The organism is Streptomyces adelaidensis (assembly GCF_016598475.1).
Classification (GTDB): Bacteria; Actinomycetota; Actinomycetes; order Streptomycetales; family Streptomycetaceae; genus Streptomyces; species Streptomyces adelaidensis.
Window position 1 is genome coordinate 49,557 of sequence record NZ_JAEMUX010000037.1, and the last position, 19,025, is coordinate 68,581.

17 protein-coding genes are annotated in these 19,025 nt (G+C 70.6%); 5 read left to right on the forward strand and 12 right to left on the reverse strand.

The window, feature by feature from the left end:
- Window positions 1-36: 36 nt before the first annotated feature.
- A complete protein-coding gene (locus tag I8N67_RS21925) occupies window positions 37-645 on the reverse strand; it encodes a TetR/AcrR family transcriptional regulator (RefSeq protein WP_200304869.1) in 609 nt (202 codons plus the stop codon).
- A gap of 127 nt (window positions 646-772) precedes the next feature.
- On the opposite strand from I8N67_RS21925, the gene I8N67_RS21930 reads away from it, so the two are divergent.
- Window positions 773-2,296, forward strand: coding sequence for a cytochrome P450 (locus I8N67_RS21930; protein ID WP_200304870.1), 1,524 nt, complete (start codon window positions 773-775; stop codon window positions 2,294-2,296).
- Here the strand turns inward: I8N67_RS21930 and I8N67_RS21935 are convergent.
- Window positions 2,264-3,112 carry a pentapeptide repeat-containing protein gene (locus tag I8N67_RS21935; RefSeq protein WP_200304871.1) on the reverse strand — a complete coding sequence of 283 codons (849 nt, stop codon included), beginning with the start codon at window positions 3,110-3,112 and terminating at the stop codon, window positions 2,264-2,266. The genes I8N67_RS21930 and I8N67_RS21935 overlap by 33 nt on opposite strands.
- Window positions 3,113-3,236: 124 nt before the next feature.
- On the opposite strand from I8N67_RS21935, the gene I8N67_RS21940 reads away from it, so the two are divergent.
- Complete coding sequence (locus I8N67_RS21940; protein WP_200304872.1) at window positions 3,237-3,434, forward strand: DUF5999 family protein; 198 nt, start codon at window positions 3,237-3,239, stop codon at window positions 3,432-3,434.
- Between the two features lie 33 nt (window positions 3,435-3,467).
- On the opposite strand, the gene I8N67_RS21945 is transcribed toward I8N67_RS21940, so the two are convergent.
- The 10 genes from I8N67_RS21945 to I8N67_RS21990 form a co-directional block, all read right to left on the reverse strand.
- Window positions 3,468-3,986: a GNAT family N-acetyltransferase gene (locus I8N67_RS21945; protein WP_200304873.1), complete on the reverse strand. Its 519-nt coding sequence runs from the start codon at window positions 3,984-3,986 to the stop codon at window positions 3,468-3,470.
- Window positions 3,983-4,726 carry a PIG-L deacetylase family protein gene (locus I8N67_RS21950; RefSeq protein ID WP_200304874.1) on the reverse strand — a complete coding sequence of 248 codons (744 nt, stop codon included), beginning with the start codon at window positions 4,724-4,726 and terminating at the stop codon, window positions 3,983-3,985. The genes I8N67_RS21945 and I8N67_RS21950 overlap by 4 nt, the downstream gene beginning before the upstream one ends.
- A 43-nt stretch (window positions 4,727-4,769) precedes the next feature.
- The gene (locus tag I8N67_RS21955) at window positions 4,770-6,071 is read right to left on the reverse strand and encodes an alpha/beta fold hydrolase (protein ID WP_200304875.1); all 1,302 of its coding nucleotides are present in this window, start codon (window positions 6,069-6,071) and stop codon (window positions 4,770-4,772) included.
- Window positions 6,072-6,202: 131 nt separating this feature from the next.
- Window positions 6,203-7,243 carry a LacI family DNA-binding transcriptional regulator gene (locus tag I8N67_RS21960; protein ID WP_200304876.1) on the reverse strand — a complete coding sequence of 347 codons (1,041 nt, stop codon included), beginning with the start codon at window positions 7,241-7,243 and terminating at the stop codon, window positions 6,203-6,205.
- 112 nt (window positions 7,244-7,355) lie between these two features.
- The gene (locus I8N67_RS21965) at window positions 7,356-8,780 is read right to left on the reverse strand and encodes a BNR repeat-containing protein (protein ID WP_200304877.1); all 1,425 of its coding nucleotides are present in this window, start codon (window positions 8,778-8,780) and stop codon (window positions 7,356-7,358) included.
- Between the two features lie 60 nt (window positions 8,781-8,840).
- Window positions 8,841-9,161: an L-rhamnose mutarotase gene (locus I8N67_RS21970; protein ID WP_200304878.1), complete on the reverse strand. Its 321-nt coding sequence runs from the start codon at window positions 9,159-9,161 to the stop codon at window positions 8,841-8,843.
- Window positions 9,162-9,201: 40 nt separating this feature from the next.
- Complete coding sequence (rhaS, locus tag I8N67_RS21975; RefSeq protein WP_200304879.1) at window positions 9,202-10,284, reverse strand: rhamnose ABC transporter substrate-binding protein; 1,083 nt, start codon at window positions 10,282-10,284, stop codon at window positions 9,202-9,204.
- 70 nt (window positions 10,285-10,354) lie between these two features.
- Window positions 10,355-11,368: an ABC transporter permease gene (locus tag I8N67_RS21980; protein ID WP_200304880.1), complete on the reverse strand. Its 1,014-nt coding sequence runs from the start codon at window positions 11,366-11,368 to the stop codon at window positions 10,355-10,357.
- Window positions 11,361-12,401, reverse strand: coding sequence for an ABC transporter permease (locus I8N67_RS21985; RefSeq protein ID WP_200304881.1), 1,041 nt, complete (start codon window positions 12,399-12,401; stop codon window positions 11,361-11,363). The genes I8N67_RS21980 and I8N67_RS21985 overlap by 8 nt, the downstream gene beginning before the upstream one ends.
- Complete coding sequence (locus tag I8N67_RS21990) at window positions 12,398-13,915, reverse strand: sugar ABC transporter ATP-binding protein (RefSeq protein ID WP_200304882.1); 1,518 nt, start codon at window positions 13,913-13,915, stop codon at window positions 12,398-12,400. The genes I8N67_RS21985 and I8N67_RS21990 overlap by 4 nt, the downstream gene beginning before the upstream one ends.
- Before the next feature lie 258 nt (window positions 13,916-14,173).
- Here I8N67_RS21990 and rhaI point away from each other — a divergent pair, with 258 nt between their 5' ends.
- From rhaI to I8N67_RS22005, 3 genes are all read left to right on the forward strand, one after another.
- Window positions 14,174-15,334, forward strand: coding sequence for an L-rhamnose isomerase (gene rhaI / locus I8N67_RS21995; RefSeq protein ID WP_200304883.1), 1,161 nt, complete (start codon window positions 14,174-14,176; stop codon window positions 15,332-15,334).
- A 157-nt stretch (window positions 15,335-15,491) separates the two neighbouring features.
- Window positions 15,492-17,531 carry a bifunctional aldolase/short-chain dehydrogenase gene (locus tag I8N67_RS22000; RefSeq protein WP_200304884.1) on the forward strand — a complete coding sequence of 680 codons (2,040 nt, stop codon included), beginning with the start codon at window positions 15,492-15,494 and terminating at the stop codon, window positions 17,529-17,531.
- Window positions 17,532-17,539: 8 nt separating this feature from the next.
- The gene (locus tag I8N67_RS22005; protein ID WP_234046076.1) at window positions 17,540-18,991 is read left to right on the forward strand and encodes a rhamnulokinase; all 1,452 of its coding nucleotides are present in this window, start codon (window positions 17,540-17,542) and stop codon (window positions 18,989-18,991) included.
- The last annotated feature ends 34 nt before the right edge of the window (window positions 18,992-19,025 follow it).

The following is a 19,025-nucleotide window of genomic DNA, read 5'->3' on the forward strand; positions in this document are numbered from 1 at the left end:
GGTCTGTGAACTTCCTGTTCGCCGCCGCGAACCGGATCAGGGAGCGAGCACCCCGAAAAGCGCCCGTACACACAGGTCCCGCACCTGTTCCCGGGTCAGCTCCGAACCCCTCAGCCACTCCAGACAGACCGCTGTCGTGAAGGACAGCCACCCGCGCACGGCGAGCCGCATCTCCGTCCGGCGGTCGAGCGCCGCCGCGAACTCGGCGTCCGACGCCAGCGCCGCGAGGACCTGTGCCTCCTGTGCGGCCAGGGCGCGTTGGTAGACCTTGCGGACGGCCTGGTCGCCGGTGGCGTCGGCGCGATGGAAGGCCCGGAAGCCGTGGGCGTGTTCCTCGACGTACACGAGGAACACGTCGAGTCCGTTGGCCAGTCGCTCGCGCGCCGACCGGCCGGGGGCGGGGGCCATCGTCCGCAGCATCCGCTCGCTCTCGCGCCGCACGACGGCCGCGAAGAAGTCCCGTTTGTTCGGGAAGTAGTGGTAGAGCAGGCCCCGTGAGACGCCGGCGATCTCGGCGACCTGCTCGATCCACACGTCGTCGTACGGGCTCTCCGAGAACAGCCGGGCCCCGACCGCGAGGAGTTGCTCCCGGCGTTCCTCGGTACTGAGCCGACGACGCGGGCGCTCCCCCTGCTTGGCTGCCATGGCGGCACCTTACTTGACGCGGGTTCAACAACGGGATGAGACTGAGCGCGTTATTGAACCCGAGTACAACAGCTTCGACGTGGCGCGCGATGCCGTGCGGTGGCGTGCGCACTAGGGAGACGTGGTCATGACGGCGACGACAGGGGCCACGGCTGTCAGGGGTTTCCGCAGCGCCGAGCTGGGCTGGCCCGAGCTGCACCGCATCCCGCACCCGCCGTACCGGCTCCCCGTCGTCGGCGACGCGCTCGGCAGCAACCCCCGGGCCCCGATCCAGGACTCGCTGCGCCTCGGGCGGCGGCTCGGGCCGATCTTCCGGCGCAAGGCGTTCGGCAAGGAGATCGTGTTCGTGGGCGGTGCCGGGCTCGCGGCCGAGATGGCGGACGAGGCGCGGTTCGCCAAGCATGTGGGCCTCGGCGTCGCCAATCTGCGGCCGGTGGCCGGGGACGGGCTCTTCACCGCGTACAACCACGAGCCCAACTGGCAGCTCGCGCACGACGTATTGGCGCCGGGCTTCAGCCGGGAGGCCATGGCCGGCTACCACCCGGTGATGCTCGACGTCGCCGAGCGGCTGACGGAGCACTGGGACGCGGCGGGCGCGGCGGGCAGGGCCGTGGACGTGCCCGGCGACATGACCAAGCTGACCCTGGAGACGATCGCCCGCACCGGCTTCGGCCACGACTTCGGCTCCTTCGGGCGCACCCGGCCGCACCCCTTCGTCGCCGCGATGGTGGGCACCCTGACGTTCGCGCAGCGCCGCAATGTCGTCCCCGACCCGCTGGCCCCGCTACTGCTGCGGAGCGCCACACGGCACAACCAGGCGGACATGGCGTACCTGAACGACACCGTCGACGCGGTGGTGCGGGCGCGCCGGTCGTCCGGTGGCAGCGGTGGTGGTGGTGACCTGCTCGATCGGATGCTGGAGACGGCGCATCCGGAGACCGGGGAGCGGCTGTCCGCCGAGAACGTCCGCCGGCAGGTCATCACCTTCCTGGTCGCGGGCCACGAGACCACGTCGGGCGCCCTCTCCTTCGCCCTGCACTACCTGGCCCAGCACCCGGACCTGGCCGACCGCGCCCGCGCCGAGGTGGACCAGGTGTGGGGTGACACCTCGCGGCCCGGATACGAACAGGTGGCCAGGCTGCGGTATGTGCGCCGGGTGCTCGACGAGGCGCTGCGGCTGTGGCCGACGGCGCCCGCGTTCTCCCGGGAGGCCCGCGAGGACACCGTGCTGGGCGGTGTCCATCCGATGCGGCGGGGCGCGTGGGCGCTGGTGCTGACGGCGATGCTGCACCGGGACCCGGAGGTGTGGGGCGCGGACGCCGAACGGTTCGACCCGGACCGCTTCGACGCGGCGGCCGTACGCGCCCGGCCCCCGCACACGTTCAAGCCGTTCGGCACGGGTGCGCGGGCCTGCATCGGCCGCCAGTTCGCCCTGCACGAGGCCACGCTGGTCCTGGGGCTGCTCCTGCGCCGCTACGAGCTGCGGCCGGACCCGGCGTACCGGCTGCGGGTGGCCGAGCGGCTGACCCTGATGCCGGACGGGCTGCGGCTGAACGTGGACCGGCGGGTGGGTGGCGCGGGTGCCGATGCCGAAGCCCCGCAGGTGTCGTCGTCGCCGTCAGGCTGTCCAGTGACCGGGGCGGGTGACTGAGGCCGGCAGGCGGGTTCCGGCGCTGCCGCGTGCCGCGTTGACCTGGGGCTGGGTGAGGAAGAAGGCGCCGGTCAGGTCCGCGTCGGTGAGGTCGGTGTCGCGGAGGTCCGCGCCTATCAGGTCGGCGCCGCGCAGATCGGCACCGGTCAGGTCGGCGGCTATGAGGTAGGCGCCACGGAGGTCGGCCTTGCGCAGGTCGGCTCCTTCGAGGCGGGCGCCGATGAGGTCGGCGCCCCGGCGGTTCCGCTTGCGTCCGGCGCCGGCCCGCATGAGTTCACTGGTCTTCAGCAGCAGTTCGTTGACCTGCCGGCGGTGCGCGCCGACATCGGTCGCCGCCAGCTCCTCGGCCGTCTGTGCGGCGAGCCGCTCGCTCTCGGCCAGTGCCCGGCGCAGGCCGGCGTGCAGCGAGCGGGCCGCGGCGAGGGTCAGCGCCTCGGTCAGGTACCAGAGCAGCTCATGGAGTTGGCGGACGACCGGGAACACGTCGGACATCCGCCGGGCGTGCTCGGGGCCTCCGCTACGCCAGTCCCGGCCGCCGAAGGTGACCTGGGAGACCCGCTGTCCGGCGCCGAAGCAGTCGTAGACCGTACAGCCGGTGAAGCCCTCGCCCCTGAGCCGGGTGTGGATCCCGCACCGGAAGTCGTCCCCGAGGTTCCCGCACGCCTTGCCGGCCGCCTTGTCGACGGCGAAGTCCGCCGAGGCGGTGAAGGGCAGCGCCACACAGCACAGTCCGAAGCAACTGCCGCAGTCCGCCCGCAGGTCACTCAGGTCGAGCAGGTCGCGCGGGGTGGGGACGCCATCGGATCTTTGTTCCATACGGTTCACCATAACGAGAACTCACCGATGAGTTTTCAGGGCTGGAGGGGTCTCTCATACAACCGAAAACAAGCACTGCTACCACTGAGGTGGACACCTCGGACGCATCCCCTGAGGAGACATCATGTGCACCCACCGGCCCGCCTGCCCCACCGCCGACCGCTCCGACCACCACACCGCCGTGATCGTCTCCGCCCATCCCGAGCAGGGCTGGAGCCTCCTGTGCAACGGCACCGTCGTCTTCGACGACACCGGCGAACTCCTGCCGGACGGCAGCGTCGTCGCCCCGCTGCGCGGGCTCACCCAGGCGCTGGCCGCCTGAGCCCAGCCGTCCGCCCCACTGTCAGCCCCGCCGTCACTCCCGGCCCAGCTCCAGCCGCCAGTCGTTCGACATGCTCCAGTGGCCCTTCGGGTACTCCACGCAGACCTCGCCGAGCAGGGTGAACCCGGCCTTGCGGCACACCGCGTTCGACGCGGTGTTCGCCACCCGGGGCAGCGCGTGCAGATACCGGTGCGTGCGCGTGTCCCGCGCCACGTCGGCGACCGCGCGGGCGGCCCGCGCGGCGAGGCCCCGGCCCTGGAACTCGGGCAGCACCCCCCAGCCGGTCTCCCATACGGTCTCGCCCCGCCAGATGTGCTCCCAGTAGCCGATCGAGCCGACGCTCTCGCCGGTGCCGGCCAGCGTGATCCGGTACATCCGCCCGGCGGCCACTTCGAGATAGCGGCGGTGCCGCGCGGTGAGTTCCTCCCGGGTCTCCGGGCCGCCCAGGTGCTCCGTCATCCGGGGGCTGTTGATCCGCCGGAGCAGCCAGAAGTCGTCCTCCGACCACGGCTCGAGGCGCACCGCGCCCGGCCCGCCCCGCGCGCCGGTCACCGGGCGAACACCTCGAACGCCACGGCCGGCCGCCCGCCGAACCGCTCCCCCGTGCTCCGCGTGTGACCGGTGAGGAACTCCCGCACGTACGTCTCGGGGTCCTCCTTGGTCAACACCTCCAGGTAGGTGCGGTGTTCGAGCAGGGAGGCGACCGCGCGGTCGAGGCCGGGGGTCGCGTCGACGGCGTGGGTGGGGGTCGAGGAACCGGCGACCGCGACCCAGCGGACGCCGTCCCAGGGCGGCAGGCCCTGCTCGACGAGCTCGGGAAAGATCCAGCGGTTCCCGGCGTCACCGGCGGCGTCGAGCGTGGCGCGGCCCACGGCGACGTGGTCGGGGGTGTTCCAGACGACTCCGCCCCAGGTGTCGCGGTGGTTGAGCGTGATGAGCAGCTCGGGGCGGTGTCTGCGGATGGCGGCCGCGATGTCCCGGCGCAGCGCGATGCCGTACTCGATGACGCCGTCCTCGTGGTCGAGGAACTCGACCTCCGACACGCCGACGACGGCCGCACTCGCCCGCTGTTCACGCTCGCGCAGCGGGCCGCACTCGGCGGGCGGCAGGGTGTCGATGCCGGCTTCGCCACGGGTCGCCAGGACGTACGCGACCTCGCGGCCTGCGTCGGTCCAGGCGGCGATCGCCGCCGAGCAGCCGTATTCGAGGTCGTCGGGGTGGGCCACCACGGCGAGGGCGCGCCGCCAGTCCTCGGGCATGGGGGCGAGCCGGTCGAGCTGGGAATCGGTCATTTCCGCACACTAACCCCGGGCACTGACATCAACGGGCCGTCGCTCACTCCTCGTCGCGCGTCAGCGCCAGCAGCCGGTCCAGCACGCGCGGCCCGCCGGCCCGTACTCCGTCGTGCTCGAACTCGTCCGTCACCCAGGTGCGCAGGCCCCGGATCGAGCGGGCCGTGCGGAGCGAGTCGGCGGTGTCGACGTACATGTCGTCGTGGTAGATCGCGGCGGCGACCGGGACCTCGTTGGCGGCGAGGCGGGCCGGGTCGTACAGGGGTGCCCAGCCGGTGCGGACGGCCAGTTCCTCGGCGGTGTCGCGCAGGGGGCGCAGGGCCGGGTCGGTGTCGAAGGTCCAGGGATGGATGGACTCGCCGGTGAACAGGATGGGCCCGTCCCCGGTGAGGGTCTTGGCGGCGTCGAACTGCGGGAACTCCCCACGCACCCGTTCGGCGGACCAGGCGGTGGGGCGCTCGCCCCGGCCGTAGCAGGCCTCGTGGACGAGGGCGTAGAGCGGATGCCCGGCGAAGGAGAGCAGTCCCTGGACCTGCTCCTGGAAGGCGTCGGAGAGGGCGGGGCCCCGCGGGGTGCGGACGAAGGCGTCCTCCAGCAGGAAGTGCAGCCGGTGGCTGCCGTCGCTCCGGCCGAGAAGGATACCCAGGGACTGGAAGGCCTCGACGGTGAGCCGGTGACCGTTGTGCGGGACGGGCTCGTGTTCGAGGAGGTGTTCGGCGATCCGGCGGGCCCGCTCGACGTCCTGCGGGTAGCGCGCGTAGTGGGCGGCGACCTTGCGTTCGACGCGCGGGTAGGCGGCGCGGTAGACGTCGTCGGCGTGGCCGTCCAGGGTCGGCAGTCCGCCGGTGATGACGGCGGTGCTCAGGCCCTCGGGCGCGATGGACAGGTAGGTGACCGCGCAGAAGCCGCCGAAACTCTGGCCGAGGACGGCCCAGGGGGCGCCGCCGGTGACCTCGGGGCGGATGGCCTCGCAGTCGCGGACGATGGAGTCGGCGCGGAAGTGGGCGAGGCAGTCGGCCTGTTCGCGGGGGCCGCCGCGCAGCGGGAGGCTCTGGCGGTTGGCGGGCGTGGAGGCGCCGGTGCCGCGCTGGTCCAGGAGCAGGACCCGGTACTCCTTCAGGGCCCGCTCCAGCCAGGCCTCACGGCCGACGAAACGATTCGCTCCGAAGCCGGGGCCGCCCTGCAGATAGACCAGCCAGGGCAGTTCGGCGTCCGCCTTGTCGCTCGCGACGACCTCACGGGCGTAGAGCTCGATCCGCTCCCCCGCCGGGTCGCCGTGGTCGAGGGGGACGGCGAAGCGGCGGTCGGTGAGGACGACTCCGGGCTGCCGGTAGCTGACGGACAACAGGGCTCCTTGAACGGAACGGATTCCAGGCCGTGGTCCAGTCCAGCACAGATTCTTCGCCCGGCCGAGCCCCGTGGATCAAGAATTCTCGCTGACCGCCCGATCAGTACGCCGGCCCCGGCGCTCGGCGGCTACTGAACCGCCGCTCGGCGCGACGCGAGGCTGGAGCGCCGCACCACCAGCTCCGGCTGGAGGACGACGCGCCGGTGTTCGTGCGGGGTGGGCGCGGTCTCGGCCTCGGTCTCCTCCAGGAGCAGTTCGGCGGCGAGCGCGCCCATGGTGACGGCGGGCTGCCGTACGGAGGTGAGGGGGACGGCGGCCGCGGCGGCGAACTCGATGTCGTCGTAGCCGACGATGGCGAGGTCGTCCGGGACGCTCACGCCGGCCGCGTACATGGCCTGGAGGACGCCGAGGGCGAGCAGGTCGTTGGCGCAGAAGACGGCGGTGGGGCGGTCGGCGAGGCCGAGGAGGCGGGCGCCCGCGTCGCGGCCGGCGGCCACGTCGAGGCGCTCGGTGGGCAGTTCGCGCAGGGCCTCGGCGCCGAGTCCCGCCTCGTGCAGGGCGCTCAGGGCGCCCGTACGGCGGTCGCGGACCTGGTTGAGACCCGCCGGGCCGCTGACGTACGCGATGGAGCGGTGGCCGGCGTCGATCAGATGCCGCACGGCGAGTGCGCCGCCCGCGACGTCGTCGACGGATACCGAGCACTCGGTGGTGCCCTCGGCGACCCGGTCTACGAGGACGAAGGGGATGCCGTGGCGGCGGAACGCCGCGATGTTGCGTCCGGTGGCGTCGGCGGGCGTCAGCAGCACACCGCGCACCCGCTGTTCGGCGAAGAGCGAGAGGTAGTCGGCCTCCTCGCCCGCGCTCTGCGCGCTGTTGCAGACCATCACGCCGAGCCCGGCGTCGCGCGCGGCCCGCTCGGCACCGCGCGCGACGTCGACGAAGAAGGGGTTGCCCATGTCGAGCACGAGCAGCCCCATGATCCGGCTCCGCCCGGCCCGCAGCTGGCGCGCCGACTCGCTGCGGACATAGCCGAGGCGGTCGATCGCGGCCAGCACACGGGCCCGGGTCCCGGAGGCCACCGAGTCCGGCCGGTTGATGACGTTGGACACCGTGCCGACGGAGACTCCGGCGGCGGCGGCGACGTCCTTGATACCCACCGGCTGCGACATCGGACGGGGACCTCCAGGAAGGTACGGAGCGGCGGGCATACGTTCACATTACCGTCGGGGCCGCCGTGTGAACGGCCCGGTCAGGCACGGGAACGTATCCCTCGTACGGGAATCAGGCGGGCAGGGCGAAGTCGACGACGCGGAGCGCCGACGGGGTCGTACCGGTGGACTTCACCTGGTACATCACGGACAGGACATTGTCCTGGGCGATCCGGCTCTCGTCGAACACGACCTCGCCGAAGGCGTTGAGGCCCGAGCCGTCGTACAGGATCGTCCAGTCGGTGTGACCGGAGGCCGCCGAGGCGCCGGCGATCCGGCCGAACGGGAAGATCGCGTAGGCGTTGTTGTACTTGTCCATGACCAGCTTGGTGCGCTGGCTGGAGTTCAGCGGCACCGGTATCTCGGTCTTCGCCCAGGCACCGGAGGAGCTCTTGCGGACGAGGAAGGCGCGTCCGTTGGCCGTGCGGTTGGCGACGTAGTTCGTCGTGCACTGGCCGAAGCGGCCGGGGACGTAGCTGATGATGGCGTGCGGCCGGCCGGCCGAGTCGGTCCACTGGCTCTCCTGGTTCATCAGGGAGTGGTCCGGGTTGAGCGCGTCCACGACGAGGCCCGTGTCGGTGACGGCGACCTTGTCGGAGCCGCCGGTGGTGCCGACGACGGCGCCCGCGTTGTTGCGCCAGGTGCGGCCCAGGTCGTCCGAGTAGACGTAGCCGGTGTCGTGGTTGGTGATGCCGCCGCCGTTGCACATCACGGCGCCGTTCTGCTCGCGCCAGGTGAACATGGCGTGCAGCCGCCCGTTGCGGTCGTAGTCGATGCCGTGCAGGTACATGTTGCGGACGGTGCTGGAGCCGTGCTCGCTGGTGTACGTGCCGGTGGAGCTGGTCCACTCGCCGAGGTTGGTCCAGGAGGTGCCGTTGTACTCGGCGATGGCGTTGCGGCCGTTGCCCGAGATACCGACGCGGTAGCTCAGCTGGAGCTTGCCGTCGGGCATCGAGACGAACTGCGGGTAGGTGAACTGCGAGGTGAGGGCGAGCCCGTCGAGCGTCGACTGGGGGGCGCCGAAGCGGCTCGTGGTCCAGCTGAGCCCGGCCGGGTTGTCCATGAGGCCGGCGACCGACTTGACGTAGGTGAAGCCGTCGCTGTGCGAGTCCATGTTGAGGTGGAGGCGGCCGTCGACCTTGGAGACGCCCATCGAGATGACGTTGTGGGAGTCGTTGTAGCGCAGCGTGTGGCCGACCTTGACGGTGGACCAGGTACTGGAGCCGAGGACGCGGCGGCCGACGACGGCGTTGCGGTCGGCGGTGTACCAGACGGCGTACTGGTAGCCCTTGTAGGTCAGCAGGCCGTTCTTCTGGAACGAGTTGTTGTTGACCAGGCCGTCGTAGGACACGAAGAAGATGGCCTGGCTGTCGAGCAGGGTGTTGCCGGTCTGGCTGACGGACGGGCCCGGGTCGGCGGCCCGGGCGCTGGTCGCGCCGAGGGCGGGGGTCACCACGGCGCCGGCTAGTGCGGCGCCGAGCAGCGTACGTCTCTTCATCTCGGGGACTCCATTGTCGAACGAGGTGGGGAGGGGGAGGGGGTGCTGCGACGTGGGGGGTCAGGCGAGGTGGAACACCTCGGTGAGGGGCTTCATGGCCTCGTCGGGCCGGGCGCCGTCGAGGGACTCGAAGAACGGCGCCATCTCCTTCTGCCAGCGGGCGTTGACCTCGGCGGCCTCCATGCCGGCGAGTGCGGCCGGGAAGTCCTCGGTCTCCAGATAGCCGACGAGCAGGCCGTCGTCACGCAGGAAGAGGGAGTAGTTGTGCCAGCCGGTGGCCGAGAGAGCTGCGAGCATCTCCGGCCACACGGCGGCGTGCCGCTCGCGGTACTCGTCGATCCGGTCCTGTCGGACCTTGAGCAGGAAACAGACGCGCTGCATGAAGTACCGCTCCTTAGCGGGGAGTTGAAGGAACCGGCGACTAGAAGTCGAACTTGTCGATGTTGTCCTTGTTGAACACGGTCGGCTTGCCGAGGCTGATGACGCCGTCCTTGCCGATGGTGTACTCGCCCATGGAGCCGGCGGTGAAGGTCTCACCCTCCTTGCCGGTGATCTGGCCGGAGACCAGCGCCACGGAGGTACGGGCGGCCAGCTCGCCGAGCTTCGACGGGTCCCACAGCTCGAACGCGTCGACGGTGCCGTTCTTGACGTACTTGCGCATGTCGTTCGGGGTGCCGAGGCCGGTCAGCTTGACCTTGCCCTTGTACTTGGAGCCCGACAGGTACTGGGCGGCCGCCTTGATGCCGACCGTGGTCGGGGAGATGATGCCCTTCAGGTTCGGGTACTCCTGGAGCAGGCCCTGGGTCTGCTGGAAGGACTGCTGGGCGTCGTCGTTGCCGTACGCGACCTTGACGAGCTTGATGTCCTTGTACTTCGGGTCGGTCAGCTCGTCCTTCATGAAGTCGATCCAGGTGTTCTGGTTCGTCGCCGTCTGCGCGGCGGACAGGACCGCGATCTCGCCCTTGTAGCCGATCTGCTCGGCGAGCAGCTGGACCTCGGTGCGGCCCAGGTCCTCGGCGCTGGCCTGCGAGACGAAGGCGTTGCGGCACTCGGGCTTGGTGTCCGAGTCGTAGGTGACGACCTTGATGTCGTTGCTCATGGCCTGCTTGAGCGCGGTGCACAGGGCACCCGGGTCCTGAGCGGAGACGGCCATCGCGTCGACCTGCTGCTGGGTCAGCGTGTTGACGTAGGAGACCTGGCCGGAGGTGTCCGTGGCGCTGGACGGGCCGACCTCCTTGTAGCTGGAGCCCAGCTCCTTGAGGGCCGCCTCGCCGCCCTTGTCGGCGGAGGTGAAGTACGGGTTGTTGACCTGCTTCGGCAGGAAGCCGACGGTCAGGCCCTTCTTCAGCTCGGCGTTCGGGTCGGCCTTGCCGGTCGCGGCGGCCGAGGCGGCGCCGTCCTTGACGTCCTCCTTGGTGGTGCCGCCGCAGGCCGTGGCGGCGAGGGCGAACGAGGTGACGGCGGCCAGTGCCGCACAGGAGCGACGGAGGGTTGCCTTGCGCATGAGAGGTCCTTCGGTACGGAGTGACGGGCGGGTGTGCGGGTACGAGGTCGGCGGTGGGGGGCCCAGCTGTTCAGGAGACTGGAGTGGGCGCCTTTGGCACCGGCGCTGAGGCTGCCCTGCGGCCGGCCCTCGCGACGGAGATCTGGCGTGCGACCCGGGGGCCTAGCACGGAGAGAACGAGCAGGACACCGGTGACGACGATCTGCGACTGGGCGGAGACGTCCTGCAGGCTCATCACGTTCTGCAGGGTGCCGAGCAGGAACACGCCGGCGATCGCGCCGCCGAGTGTGCCCTTGCCGCCGTCGAAGTCGATGCCGCCGAGCAACACGGCGGCCACCACCGAGAGTTCGAGGCCCGTCGCGTTGTCGAAGCGGGCGCTGGCGTAGTGCAGCGCCCAGAAGATGCCGGTGAGGGAGGCCATCAGGCCGGTCACCGTGAACAGGATCAGCTTCTGCCGCTTGACCCGGATGCCGGCGAAGCGCGCGGCTTCCTCACTGGCGCCGGTCGCGTAGAGGGCGCGCCCGAAGGGGGTGAGGTGCAGGGCGACCACGGCGATGACGAGCAGTACCAGGAAGGGGATGAATGCCTGCGGGACGAAGCTGTCGCCGATGCGGCCGGCCGCGAAGTCCAGGTACTGGGTGGGGAAGTCGGTCACCGCGTCGGAGCCGAGCACGATCTGTGCGATGCCCCGGTAGGCGGCGAGGGTGCCGATGGTGACGGCGAGGGAGGGCAGGCCGAGCCGGGTGACCAGCAGGCCGTTGATCAGTCCGCAGACCACGCCGAGCAGCAGGCAGATCGGGATGATCGCCTCGATGGTCAGGCCCTGGTTCCACAGGGCGCCCATGACCGCGCCGGACAGGCCTGCGGTGGAGGCCACCGACAGGTCGATCTCGCCGGCCACCACGAGGAGGGTCATCGGCAGGGCGATCATCGCGATCGGCAGGGTGTTGCCGATGAGGAAGGACAGGTTGAGCGCGTTCCCGAAGCCGTCGACGGTGGTGAAGGACAGCAGGAGCACGACGATGAGGAGGGCGCCGACGACCGTGTCCCAGCGAATCGCGCGCGACAGTGACAGGTCAGCCATGGCGGGCGTTCCTCTTCTTCAGGGCGGTCGCCACCCGCAGCGCGACCACGCGGTCCACGGCGATGGCGAGGATGAGCAGGATGCCGTTGATCGCGAGCACCCACACCGAGCTGACGCCGAGGGCGGGCAGCACGCTGTTGATGGAGGTCAGCAGCAGGGCGCCGAGCGCCGCGCCGTAGACGCTGCCGGAGCCGCCGGTGAAGACGACACCGCCGACCACCACCGCGCTGACGACGGTGAGTTCGTAGCCGTTGCCCGTGCTGGAGTCGACGTTGCCGAACCGGGCCAGGTACAGCGCTCCGGCGAGGCCGGCGAGGGCGCCGCAGAAGGTGTACGCCATCAGGATCCGCTTGCGGACCGGGATGCCGGCGAGGCGGGCCGCCTCCGGGTTGGAGCCGAGCGCGTACAGCTCGCGCCCGCTGCCGAAGTGCTTCAGGTAGTACGCCGTCGCCACCAGCACCGCCAGGGCGATCAACGCCAGCCACGGCACCGCGTAGATGCCGCTGGAGCCGAAGTCGATGAAGCTGTCCGGGAGGGCGGAGGCGACGATCTGGCGGGAGCCGACCCAGATCGAGTCGATGCCCCGGATGATGTAGAGCGTGCCGAGGGTGACGACGAGCGCGGGCACCTGGCCGAGGCTGACGAGCAGTCCGTTCAGCAGACCGAAGCCGATGCCCAGCAGGACCGCGAGGGCCACGGCCACGACCGCGTTCCCGCCGCCCTGGAGATACGTACCGGCGGCGAAGGCGCTGATGCCGAGGGTGGAGCCGACCGACAGGTCGACGTTCCTGGTGATGACGACCAGCGACTGTCCGACGGCGACCAGCACCAGGATGGTCGCGTTGAGCAGCAGGTCCTTGATGCCCTGCTCGGTGAGGAACTCGCTGTTGCCCAGCTGGGTGACGACGATCATCACCAGGAAGACGGCCAGGATGGCGAGTTCGCGCATCTTGAAGACGCGGTCCACCAGCCGGGTGCCACTGGACTTGGGCACCTCGGTGACGGGGGTGTTCTGAGGGGTGGTCACCGTCATGCGGCGGCCCTCCCGGTGGCTGCGGCCATCACGGATTCCTCGGTGGCTTCGGAACGAGGGATCTCGGCGGTGAGCCGGCCCTCGTGCATCACGAGCACGCGGTCCGCCATACCGAGGATCTCGGGCAGGTCGGAGGAGATCATCAGCACGGCCACCCCGTCGGCGGCCAGCCGGCTGAGCAGCCGGTGCACCTCGGCCTTGGTACCGACGTCGATGCCCCGGGTGGGCTCGTCGACGATCAGCACCTTGGGGCCGGTGGCGAGCCACTTGGCGAGGACGACCTTCTGCTGGTTGCCGCCGGACAGCGTGTTGACGGTGTCGGCGATCCGGGCGTACTTCACCTGGAGCTTGACCGCCCAGTCGAGGGAGCGGCTGCGTTCGGCGCCGCGGTCGACGAGACCCGCCTTGACGGTCGTACGGAGTCCGGTGAGGCCGATGTTCCGCTCGATGGACATGTCCATCACCAGGCCCTGGGCGCGGCGGTCCTCGGGGACCAGGGCGAGCCCGGCGGTCATGGCGGTGGAGGGGGCGCCGTTCGTGAGCGCCTTCCCGTCCACGTCGACCTCGCCCGCGTCCCAGCGGTCGATGCCGAAGACGGCCCGCGCGACCTCCGTACGGCCGGCTCCGACGAGGCCGGCCAGGCCGACGATCTCGCCGCGGCGGACGTCGAAGGAGACGTCGGTGAAGACTCCCTCACGGGTCAGCCGGCGCACGCTGAGCGCGATCTCGCCGGGTTCGACCTCCTGCTTTGGGTACAGCTCGTCGAGGTCGCGGCCGACCATGCGGCGGACCAGGTCGTCCTCGGTCATGCCGTCGACGGGCTCGCTGGAGATCCAGGCGCCGTCGCGCAGGGTGGTGACCCGCTGGCAGATCTGGAAGATCTCCTCCAGCCGGTGGGAGATGAAGAGGACGGCGGAGCCCTGTTCGCGCAGGGTGCGCACGACGCCGAAGAGCCGGGCCACCTCGCTGCCGGTGAGAGCCGCCGTCGGCTCGTCCATGATCAGGACGCGGGCGTCGAAGGAGAGCGCCTTGGCGATCTCGACGATCTGCTGGTCGGCGATGGACAGGCCGCGCGCCGGACGGTCCGGGTCGAGTTCGACTCCGAGCCGCTGCATCAGGGCGAGGGTCGCCTCGTGGGTGGCCTTGTGGTCGATGCGACCGAGGGCGCGCCGGGGCTGGCGGCCCATGAAGATGTTCTCGGCGATCGACAGGTCGGGGAAGAGCGTGGGCTCCTGGTAGATCACGGCGATGCCCGCGTCCCGGGCGTCGGCCGGGCCGTGGAAGACCGTGGGGGCACCGTCGAGGAGCACCTGACCGGAGTCCGGTCGGTGCACCCCGGCGAGCGTCTTGATCAGGGTCGACTTGCCTGCCCCGTTCTCCCCGGCGATGGCGTGCACCTCGCCCGGGAACAGTTCGAAGGACACGTCCCGCAGGGCGCGTACGGCGCCGAAGGACTTGGAGATGCCCTGTAGCGCGAGGACGGGGGCCGGACCCGTGTCGGACGGGTGGGTCATGAGGGCTCCTCGACGACGGTCGGTGGCTAGCGAAGAAGCTGCCTCACTGCGCCGTGAAAGGTTTCAACTAGGTTGCCGGGACGTTAGGCACCACACGCAGGTCACGTCAATGGGTTTCGGTCGAAATTTTTTCGATAGAAGAGGTCACAGGCAAGTCACGACGGGTGTAATTGGCCAGAGGGGTTGACAGTCCGGCGAGCCGCTCATAGTTTCCCGTTCTGAATCGTTTCAGACATCGAAGCCGGTAGGAGCCCTGACGTGACCGAGCTCGCCGCGGTGAAGGCCGCTCTCAAGACCCAGGCCGTCGAGACGCCGTCGTGGGCGTACGGAAACTCCGGAACCCGCTTCAAGGTGTTCGCCCAAGAGGGTGTTCCGCGTAATCCCTGGGAGAAACTGGACGACGCCGGCAAGGTCCACGAGTTCACCGGCGTGGCCCCGACGGTCGCCCTGCACATTCCCTGGGACAAGGTCGAGGACTACGCGGCCCTCTCCAAGCACGCCGAGCAGCGGGGTGTGAAGCTCGGGGCGATCAACTCCAACACCTTCCAGGACGACGACTACAAGCTGGGCAGCGTCTGCCATCCGGACGCCTCCGTGCGGCGCAAGGCCGTCGATCACCTGTTGGAGTGCGTCGACATCATGGACGCGACCGGGTCGCGGGACCTGAAGCTGTGGTTCGCGGACGGTACGAACTATCCCGGCCAGGACGACATCCGTGGCCGGCAGGACCGGCTGGCCGAGGCGCTGGCCGAGGTGTACGCGCGGCTCGGGGACGAGCAGCGGATGCTGCTGGAGTACAAGTTCTTCGAGCCGGCCTTCTACTCCACCGATGTGCCGGACTGGGGCACGGCCTACGCGCACTGCCTGAAGCTCGGGCCGAAGGCGCAGGTCGTCGTCGACACCGGGCATCACGCGCCGGGGACGAACATCGAGTTCATCGTGGCGACGCTGCTGCGGGAGGGGAAGCTCGGCGCGTTCGACTTCAACTCCCGGTTCTACGCGGACGACGACCTGATGGTGGGCTCGGCCGACCCGTTCCAGCTCTTCCGGATCATGTACGAGGTCGTGCGGGGCGGCGGGTTCACTCCCGAGGTCGCGTTCATGCTCGACCAGTGCCACAACATCGAGGCGAAGATCCCGGCGATCATCCGGTCGGTGATGAATGTGCAGGAGGCCACGGCGAAGGCGCTGCTGGTCGACCGGGAGGCCCTTGCTGTTGCTCAGCAGACCGGGGATGTGCTCGAGGCCAACGCCGTGGTGATGGACGCGTACAACACCGATGTGCGGCCGTTGCTTCGTGAGGTGCGCAAGGAGATGGGGCTGGACCCCGACCCGATGGCTGCGTACCGGGCGTCCGGGTGGGCCTCGAAGATCGTTGAGGAGCGGGTAGGTGGAGAGCAGGCGGGTTGGGGGGCGTGACCGCTGCGCTGGGCTGAAGCCGATTGCTGCCTCTCGTCTGCCGGGTAACCGCCGGTCGCAGGCTGCGGGCCGGTTGTGGCTGGTCGCGCAGTTCCCCGCGCCCCTTTGGGCGCCGCAGTCCCCCTAGTACATACGTCACCGTAAGGATTGATCGCACATGGCAACCCATCCCGAAGCCGCCGCTCTTCTCGCCCGGTCTCATCGGCTCGGTGCCGATCCCCGGAACACCAACTACGCCGGTGGCAACACGTCCGCCAAGGGGACCGACACGGACCCCGTGACCGGTGGTGACGTCGAGCTGATGTGGGTGAAGGGGTCCGGGGGTGACCTGGGCACGCTGACCGAGGCAGGGCTGGCGGCGCTGCGGCTGGACCGGATGCGGGCGCTCGTGGAGGTGTATCCGGGCGTCGAGCGCGAGGACGAGATGGTCGCCGCGTTCGACTACTGCCTGCACGGCAAGGGCGGGGCTGCGCCGTCGATCGACACGGCCATGCACGGGCTCGTGGACGCGGCCCATGTCGATCATCTGCACCCGGACTCCGGGATCGCGCTCGCCTGCGCGGCCGATGGGGAGAAGCTGACCGCCGAGTGTTTCGGGGACAGTGTGGTGTGGGTGCCGTGGCGGCGGCCGGGGTTCCAGCTGGGGCTGGACATCGCGGCGGTCAAGCGGGAGAACCCACAGGCCATCGGGTGTGTGCTGGGCGGGCACGGGATCACCGCCTGGGGTGACACGGCCGAGGAGTGCGAGCGGAACTCGCTGCGGATCATCCGTACCGCCGAGGAGTTCCTCGTCGAGCGGGGGAAGGCGGAGCCGTTCGGGCCGGTCATCGAGGGATACGCGGCCCTGGCGGCCTCGGAGCGCCGGGAGCGGGCAGCCGTGCTGGCGCCGCACATCCGGGCCATCGCCTCGCAGGACAAGCCGCAGGTCGGGCACTTCACCGACGCGGAGGTCGTCCTCGACTTCCTGGCCAGTGCGGAGCACCCGCGGCTCGCCGCGCTCGGCACGTCCTGCCCCGACCACTTCCTTCGTACGAAGGTCCGGCCGCTCGTTCTCGATCTGCCGCCCACGGCCGACCTGGACTCGGCGCTCGCGCGGCTGAAGGAGCTGCACGCCGAGTACCGGGAGGAGTACGCCGCCTACTACCGGCGGAACGCCGAGCCCGACTCCCCCGCGATGCGCGGTGCCGACCCGGCGATCGTGCTGGTCCCGGGTGTGGGCATGTTCAGCTTCGGCAAGGACAAGCAGACCGCGCGGGTGGCCGGCGAGTTCTATGTCAACGCGATCAACGTGATGCGGGGCGCCGAGGCGGTGTCGACGTACGCGCCGATCGAGGAGTCGGAGAAGTTCCGCATCGAGTACTGGGCGCTGGAGGAGGCCAAGCTTCAGCGGATGCCCAAGCCGAAGCCGCTCGCCACGCGCGTCGCGCTCGTCACGGGTGCGGGGAGCGGGATCGGCAAGGCGATCGCGCATCGGCTGGTCGCCGAAGGCGCGTGTGTCGTCGTCGCCGATCTCGACGCGGAGAACGCCGCCGCCGTCGCCGAGGAGCTGGGCGGGGCGGACAAGGCCGTGGCCGTGACCGTTGACGTGACGGACGAGGAGCAGATCGCCGGCGCCTTCAAGGCCGCCGCGCTGGCCTTCGGCGGTGTGGATCTCGTCGTCAACAACGCGGGCATCTCCATCTCCAAGCCGCTGCTTGAGACGACGGCGAGGGACTGGGACCTCCAGCACGACATCATGGCGCGCGGTTCGTTCCTCGTGTCGCGAGAAGCCGCGCGGGTGATGATCGCGCAGGGGCTGGGCGGCGACATCGTCTACATCGCCTCGAAGAACGCGGTCTTCGCCGGGCCCAACAACATCGCCTACTCCGCCACCAAGGCCGACCAGGCGCACCAGGTGCGGCTGCTGGCCGCCGAGCTGGGTGAGCACGGCATCCGTGTCAACGGGGTCAACCCGGACGGTGTCGTACGCGGCTCCGGGATCTTCGCGGCGGGCTGGGGTGCCCAGCGTGCGGCGACCTACGGGATCGAGGAGGAGAAGCTGGGCGAGTTCTACGCCCAGCGGACCATCCTCAAGCGCGAGGTGCTGCCCGAGCACGTGGCGAACGCGGTGTTCGCCCTGACGGGCGGGGAGCTGACCCACACCACCGGTCTGCACGTCCCGGTCGACGCCGGCGTCGCCGCCGCGTTCCTGCGGTGAGTACGGCCATGAACGCGGGCGTGAAGTCGTACGCGGCGGTCGACCTGGGCGCGTCCAGTGGGCGGGTCATGGTCGGCCGGGCGGGGCGGGACTCGCTGGAGCTGGTCGAGGCCCACCGGTTCCCGAACCGGCCGGTGCGGACCCCGGAGGGGCTGCGCTGGGACGTGCTCTCGCTGTACGCGGGAGTGCTCGACGGGCTGAAGGCGGCCGGGCGGGTCGACTCCGTCGGCATCGACAGCTGGGCCGTCGACTACGGGCTGCTGGACACCGACGGTGCCCTGCTCGGCAACCCGGTGCACTACCGCGACACCCGTACCGAGGGCGTCGCGGAGAAGGTGTGGGCCACCGTACCCGCCTCCGAGCTGTATGCGGCGACCGGGTTGCAGTACGCGCCCTTCAACACCCTGTACCAGCTGGTCGCCGCCCGGTCCGCCGCCCAACTGGCTTACGCGGAGCGGCTGTTGCTCATCCCCGATCTGCTGACGTACTGGCTCACGGGCGAGCAGGGCACCGAGCTCACCAACGCCTCCACGACGCAGTTGATCGATCCGCGGACGCGTGACTGGTCCTACGACGTGGCGGAGCGGCTCGGTGTCGACCTGAAGCTGTTCGCGCCGCTGCGGCGGCCCGGCGATCCGGCGGGCCTGCTCCGGGCCGAGGTGCTGGAGGAGACCGGGCTGACCGGGCCCGTGCCGGTGACGACCGTCGGGTCGCACGACACCGCTTCGGCGGTCGCGGCCGTCCCGGCCACCGCAGGTGAACGCTTCGCGTACATCTGCACGGGCACCTGGTCGCTGGCCGGCCTGGAGCTGGACGCGCCGGTGCTGACCGAGGCGAGCCGGGCCGCCAACTTCACCAACGAGCTGGGGCTCGACGGCACGGTCCGCTATCTCCGGAACATCATGGGGCTCTGGCTGCTCCAGGAGTGCGTACGGGAGTGGGGGAACCCGGACCTCGGAGAGCTGCTGCGGGCCGCGGCGGCTGTGCCGGCGCTGCGGTCGGTCGTGGACGCCGGGGACTCGGCGTTCCTGGCGCCCGGCCGGATGCCGGAGCGGATCGCCGGGGCGTGCCGGGAGTCGGGGCAGCCCGTTCCGGGGACGCCCGCCGAGATCACCCGCTGCATCCTCGACTCGCTGGCGCTCGCCCACCGGCGGGCCGTCGCCGAGGCCCAGGCCCTCGCCGACCACCCTGTGGACGTCGTCCACATCGTCGGCGGCGGCACCCGCAACGCCCTGCTCTGCCAGCTCACCGCCGACGCCTGCGGGCTGCCGGTGGTGGCGGGACCGGCGGAGGCGGCGGCTCTGGGCAACGTCCTCGTCCAGGCCCGCGCCCACGGTGTGGTGCGTGACCGGGCCTCGATGCGGGGCCTCCTCGCCCGTACCCAGCCGCTGGTGCGGTACGAGCCGCAGGGCGACCCGGCGGCCTGGCGTGCGGCGGAGGACCGGCTCACCGAAAGGTGAGCGGGGACCAGGAGTGAGCGGGGCCTCTCGCCCT